Source organism: Massilia mucilaginosa (genome assembly GCF_011682145.1).
GTDB lineage: Bacteria > Pseudomonadota > Gammaproteobacteria > Burkholderiales > Burkholderiaceae_D > Telluria_A > Telluria_A mucilaginosa.
Genome location: NZ_WHJH01000106.1, coordinates 1 through 5861 on the forward strand (window position 1 = coordinate 1; position 5861 = coordinate 5861).

Below are 5861 nucleotides of genomic sequence, written 5' to 3' on the forward strand. Positions count from 1 at the left end.
CTTGGAGACCTTCGATTCCAGCGCTTCCAGCCGTTCCCACAGTGTCAATACGACGCCCTCAAGCTCGCCGCGCGTAAGGGCGGAGAGGTCGGGAGGAGTGCGTTTTTTTGCCATAACCAGCATGATGAGCCGGCTTGAAAAGGTTTACAACTATTTTGTGAAAAAATCTCGTGCTGAACAGTCACCGCAAGGATTGCCATCGCTATTTTGCGGACACTTCTTTGCGCTCCAAGCCGATCCCTCAACCACAGGGGTTTGCTGGAATCTGGCCTACCAATTTCACGCGGGATCGACTGATTTGAACAGCCTTGATATTCGCATGAGCCTGGCACACATGGCTTACCGCAATGAAACGCTGTGAAAAAAGATTGAACTTCATTTTGAGCCGCTGTGTCTATATCCCCGTTCACTTAATTAACTGCGACGCACTCTGGCGAACGAGACTTTCGCTGCTACTGGGCGAGCGTCGCACGATTAGGAATCGTATATTTATGCCGCTCAACGCTAGTAGAGCAGCACGGCTTTACCGCCATGGACTTTACGTATTTCAATGACTTGGAGGCTAGCTTGAACATTGCGCCAATACGCGTTGAAGTTATTGAGGCCAGCCGCAGCCGCAAGGGTGGCGCCATAGTGGTGGCGCGGCCGCTGCCGATGAAGGTAGCAGCGGCTTGCGGTGCAGCGGTCGTGCTCGCACTCGCATTGCTGCTGGCTTTTGGCGAATACAGCAGCAAGGTAAAAGTGACGGGGCAGTTGGCTTATGCAGGCGGGGCTATCAAGGCGGTTGCGCCTCAGTTTGGTCGAATTGTCGCACGACACGTCCAGGAAGGCCAGGCGGTCAAGGCTGGGCAGGCGCTGTTCGACCTGTCTGCCGAGCGGATTAGCGAAGATGGCTCGATTGATGCCCGCATTGCCGCTTCGCTCGCCACGCGACGCGAACAGATCATACAGCGACGCGAAGCAACGCTGCAGCAATTAGCCCTGCGTTCCGCTGCCATGGCCGACCAAGAGCGCCTGGTGAAGTCCGAAATAGCCACGCATCTTGGCGGCATCAGCATTGGGGACGAACTTGTTAAGAGCGCCCAAGCCTCCGTTGACCGCATCAGCGCACTTGCCCATCAGGGTTTTGTATCCGTGGCCGGGCTGGCGCAGCAAAAGAACATGCTGAACGTCGAGCGCGCCAGACGCAATGCGCTATCGGTCAACTTGGGCAACGCACGGAGCTCATTGCTTCAGGTACAGAACGAAAGAGCCTCACTCGCCGCGCGGGAAAAGATTGCCTTTACCGAGGCCGAACAAAGTCTTGCAGATATAGAACAAGAGGCTGCGGAGCACGAGGGACGCCGCACGCTACGGGTCACGGCACCCACAGCCGGCGCCATCACTGCGTTGGGCTATGACGTTGGGCAATCGGTGCAGGCCGGAACAGTGGTCGCCACCATCCTTCCAATGGGAAGCGTGCTTGAGGCAAAACTGCTGATCCCCTCGCACGCGAAATCGTCGGTGGCGGTGGGCCAGCAGGTCCAAATGCGCATCGATGCCTTCCCCTATCAGAAGTACGGCCTGGTGGCCGGAACGGTCAAGCAGGTGGAGCTGAATCCGATCAATGATGGCACCAAGGCGCCCGACACTCCCAACGCTGCCGACATTCCGATCTATCGGGCAACTGTAGCGATGTCGAGCAACTCCATGATGATGTACGGCAAGCGCAGGCCACTTGAGCCGGGGATGACGCTCGAAGCCGACGTCTTCCATGATCGTCGAAAGCTGATCGAGTGGATCGTGGACCCCGTCATCAGCGCAGCGAGGGACCGTATGCCTCCAGACGGAGGCATACGGAATTGATGGAAATGGGAAGAATTGGCGCCGCGTTTTCCAACAAGGCCGAAACTGCCATGCACACGTGGGGCATGGTGAAAGTATTGAAATGGAGCAAGTCATGAAAGTACTAGACAATGAACTACTGGCCCTACTGGTTGGGGGCAAGGCCGAAACAACACCTGGGGAAACGATTCCGGGCGGTGGTGGCGGTGGTGGCGGTGGTGGTGGCGATGGTGGCGGCGGTGGTGGTGGTTTCGGGGCTGTTGGGGGGCATGCATACGATTTGGCCGCCATCAGTGTAGAAGGTGGACACACGGCTGTCGTCAAGATTTCCGGCGCGATACCCGTGTTTGATAATCCACCTCCCAATACATCGGTCGGTCAGGAGCCGGCAGGGTGGGAAGGGAGCCTTATCGGCATCTATGCAGAGCCGACGCTCTCCATACAGCATATAGCATATAGCATATAGCATTTGACGCCCTTCTCTCCGGCGTTGTCTATTCCGAAGCGTCTGCATTCGGTGAGGCGGCGCTTACCAAGGCACTCCAAAATTCAGGCCTTGCGGCAAAGCTCCCCGGTCCACTCAAGATCGCCGGGATTGCGATTGGGGTGGGCGCCGCCTACGGTAGCATCATGCTGATGGAGCGCGACCATCCTAAGAACGACCAAAAGGGGTTCATCGACAGGAATGGCGTACGGCACCAGATCCCAGCAATGGCGCCAGACGACGACGGTATATCCTTCACCGGCCCTGCAGGTGGCCGTGTGATGCAGATGATGGCTTAACTTAGTAATCATGCGGCCGCAATAAGTTATTGCGGCTGCATTAAGGAGTACGTTATGTCGATTTCGCTTGATCATTCTGCAAGTGTTGAAGCGGCAACGCCGCCTCAGTTTTTCTTTTTTGCTACGCAACGTGCACACAGTTTTTGGCGCAACTTATGGCCGTTTCAATCCGCTAGGCAATCTTTATTAACTTTAGCACTGACCGCGGGCGTAGTGATCGTTTGTAGCGTAGTGCTGCCTAAGTCCGTGGGCTTACAAATCAGATTGCTTATCTTTACTTGTTTCGTCATTACTGTCGTGCGCGAACTCCGTGCGCAATTGCCGGGGAAAATAACAATAGCCATATCTCGTGGCTCAGCTTGGCAGGTAATACCAGATATAAAGAATGCCATTCTTGAGCTTGGTTATACGGATATTTCGCCCTCCCCCACGGGTGACCGTTTTCAGTTTCGCCCGAAGCCTGTCACCGAACTATGGCTTTATTCACCCAAACAGGATGTCGAACTGTCCATAGCTGACGAAAACATTATCGAAGTCCTGGGCGCCATAGGAAGTCTGAAGCGGGTGATTATGCAACTGAACTGGAAATTGGAGAAGTAAGATGGCCACCGCACCACTCTTTCGCGGCGCCCACCTGCCGCTGATTCTCCAGGCGGAGGTGGCCGAGTGCGGCCTAGCTTGCCTGGCGATGGTTGCCTCCTACCTGGGCTTGCGCACCGATCTGGCGGCCCTGCGCGGGCGTTTCCCCACATCGCTAAGCGGCATCAGCATGCTGACGTTGACCGAGTACGCGCAGCGGCTCAGCCTGTCCACCCGCGCGCTGTCACTGTCTCTTGAGGAATTGCCTCATTTGAAAACCCCGGCCATTCTGCATTGGGGGCTGAACCATTTCGTCGTGTTGCGTCGCGCCACGGCCAAGGAAGTGGTGGTTCACGACCCGGCAATCGGGGTGCGCCACCTGTCCTATGCGGAAGTGAGCCGCGACTTCACCGGCTGCGCGCTTGAATTCGACCCCTCCACCGATTTCAGCCCGGCCGACGAGCGGCGCAGAGTATCAGTCCGTGCCCTCATGGGCAAGCTCGATGGCTGGTGGCAGGCGTTTGGGTTGTTGTTCGCTATTTCGCTCGCGGTGGAATTACTGGTGCTGGCCATGCCCCGGTTGAATCAATTCATGATCGACGACGTGCTCATGTCCAACGACGCCAGCTTGCGTAACGTGATCATGCTCGGACTGCTATTGCTTATACTCACGCAATGGGCGTTGTTGCACATGCGCGGGGTCACCATTCTGTACTTGACCACGCACCTGAACCTGCAATGGGTAGGCGATGTATTCGGACGCTTGGTGCGTCTTCCTATGAGCTGGTTCGAGACACGCCAGCTCGGCGATGTGCTATCGCGCTTCGGCTCGGTCGGCCCGATCCAGGATCTGCTGACGACCCGTGCCGTTGGCGCGGTCTTGGACGGCATAACGGCAATCCTGACCATGATCGTCATGATCCTGTACAGTCCGCTGCTGGCGGGCGTGGTCGGCGCTACTGTCCTTCTCTATGCGGCAGTGCGCGCACTGTCGTATCGGCCTCTACATACTGCGAACCTCGAAGGCTTGACGCTCGCGGCCAAGGAGCAGACCTGTCTGATGGAAACGATCCGGGCAATTGGCCCAATCAAACTGTTCGGGCGCGAACTCGACCGGCGTGCGCACTGGCTGGCGATGAAAACCGACACCATCAACCGTAACGTGCGCACGCAGGTGATGGGCCTATGGTTTGCCAACATCAACATGACGATAGGCGCTATCTCGGCGGCACTAGTACTGTGGCTGGGTGCTGGCCTGATCATGGAGGGGTCGTTCACGGTCGGCATGTTGATCGCGCTGACCGTCTACAGCGGCATGTTCACGGCCCGCATGAGCGCCTTGATCAATGTGTTCATCGATTACAAAATGCTTTCCCTTCACTGCGAGCGGCTGGCCGACATCGTGCTGGAGGCGATCGAGCCCGAGGTTGAACACGGGCGCGACGTCGACCAGTTGGTACCCCAACTGGAGTTGGTCAAGGTCAGCTATCGCTACAGCGACACCGAACCGTGGGTGTTGCGCAACATCGACCTGACCATCGAGCCAGGCGATTCGATAGCGATCGCCGGCCCTTCCGGTTGCGGCAAAACAACGCTGATCAAGCTCATTGTGGGCAACCTGAAACCGACGTTCGGCGAAATCCGCTATGGAGGAATACCGATCTCACAGCTCGGCGTGCGCAGCTACCGCCGCGCCTTGGCGGCAGTGATGCAGGACGATGTCCTTCTGTCCGGATCGCTTAAGGAAAACATTTGCTTCTACGACGAGCGCCCCGAGATGGACCGAATTCGGCGCTGCGCGGAGCTTGCGCAGATCGACGCCGATATCGACCGCATGCGGATGGGCTACGAAACCATCGTGGCAGATATGGGCAGCAGCCTGTCCGGCGGCCAGAAGCAGCGCGTCCTGCTGGCGCGAGCGCTTTACAAGCGGCCCAAGATCCTGGTAATGGACGAGGCCACGAGCGCGCTCGATGGGGCAGTGGAAAGCGAGGTCAGTGGCGCAATCGCAGAACTCAACATGACGCGAATTCTTGTGGCGCACCGTCTTGAAACCATTGCAACTGCCCGCCGCCTGGTTGCGCTGCAGGACGGATCTATCGTTTACGATGCGCCGCTGCCAACTAAAAACGGGGCATCAGAAAATACTGATACACCGCTGCCGGATGGGAAAAATTGATTCGCGGATCGCGCGATTCCTCATCTAATTTTTTGCCCATTGAAAAGGCCGAGTCGCCCCGACCTTGTTTGGTTAGTGTTCTGATCTCGGCGTACGAGCGAATCGGAACTGTGGTTTGGCGCTGCCGCGCTAATCGTCTCAGGCATAATTTCAATTGTCGTCTGTAGCAGCTTGATCGTAAGACGATCAGTAGAATTAACACTGGATTGCATTTTGGTTAAGCATACGTTTTATACAATCAAGGTGCAACGCCAGGATGTTCAATCGTTCACGGTATCGCGAATTGGGGATATTCAAAACTTAGGAATTTCGTGACTGTTCAGCACGAGATTTTTTCACAAAATAGTTGTAAACCTTTTCAAGCCGGCGCATCATGCTGGTTATGGCAAAAAAACGCACTCCTCCCGACCTCTCCGCCCTTACGCGCGGCGAGCTTGAGGGCGTCGTATTGACACTGTGGGAACGGCTGGAAGCGCTGGAATCGAAGGTCTCCAAG

Annotated in this window: 5 protein-coding genes; 4 read left to right on the top strand and 1 reads right to left on the bottom strand. The window is 56.5% G+C overall.

What is annotated here, in order from left to right:
* Both F2P45_RS33615 and F2P45_RS33620 read left to right on the top strand, forming a co-directional pair.
* The coding region (locus F2P45_RS33615) for a hypothetical protein (protein WP_223164897.1) at nt 1-361 on the top strand (361 nt) is incomplete at its 5' end.
* Between the two features lie 206 nt (nt 362-567).
* Nucleotides 568-1845 carry a beta-barrel domain-containing protein gene (locus F2P45_RS33620; protein WP_166882559.1) on the top strand — a complete coding sequence of 426 codons (1278 nt, stop codon included), beginning with the start codon at nt 568-570 and terminating at the stop codon, nt 1843-1845.
* A 124-nt stretch (nt 1846-1969) separates the two neighbouring features.
* Here the strand turns inward: F2P45_RS33620 and F2P45_RS36860 are convergent, their stop codons facing one another.
* Entirely contained in the window at nt 1970-2095 is a 126-nt protein-coding gene (locus F2P45_RS36860; protein ID WP_267877390.1) for a hypothetical protein, read from the bottom strand.
* A gap of 566 nt (nt 2096-2661) precedes the next feature.
* Here F2P45_RS36860 and F2P45_RS33630 point away from each other — a divergent pair.
* On the top strand, nt 2662-3207 hold the full coding sequence (locus F2P45_RS33630) for a hypothetical protein (protein WP_166882560.1): 546 nt from the start codon (nt 2662-2664) through the stop codon (nt 3205-3207).
* A 1-nt stretch (nt 3208) separates the two neighbouring features.
* Nucleotides 3209-5365: a peptidase domain-containing ABC transporter gene (locus F2P45_RS33635; RefSeq protein ID WP_166882561.1), complete on the top strand. Its 2157-nt coding sequence runs from the start codon at nt 3209-3211 to the stop codon at nt 5363-5365.
* Nucleotides 5366-5861: the final 496 nt, after the last annotated feature.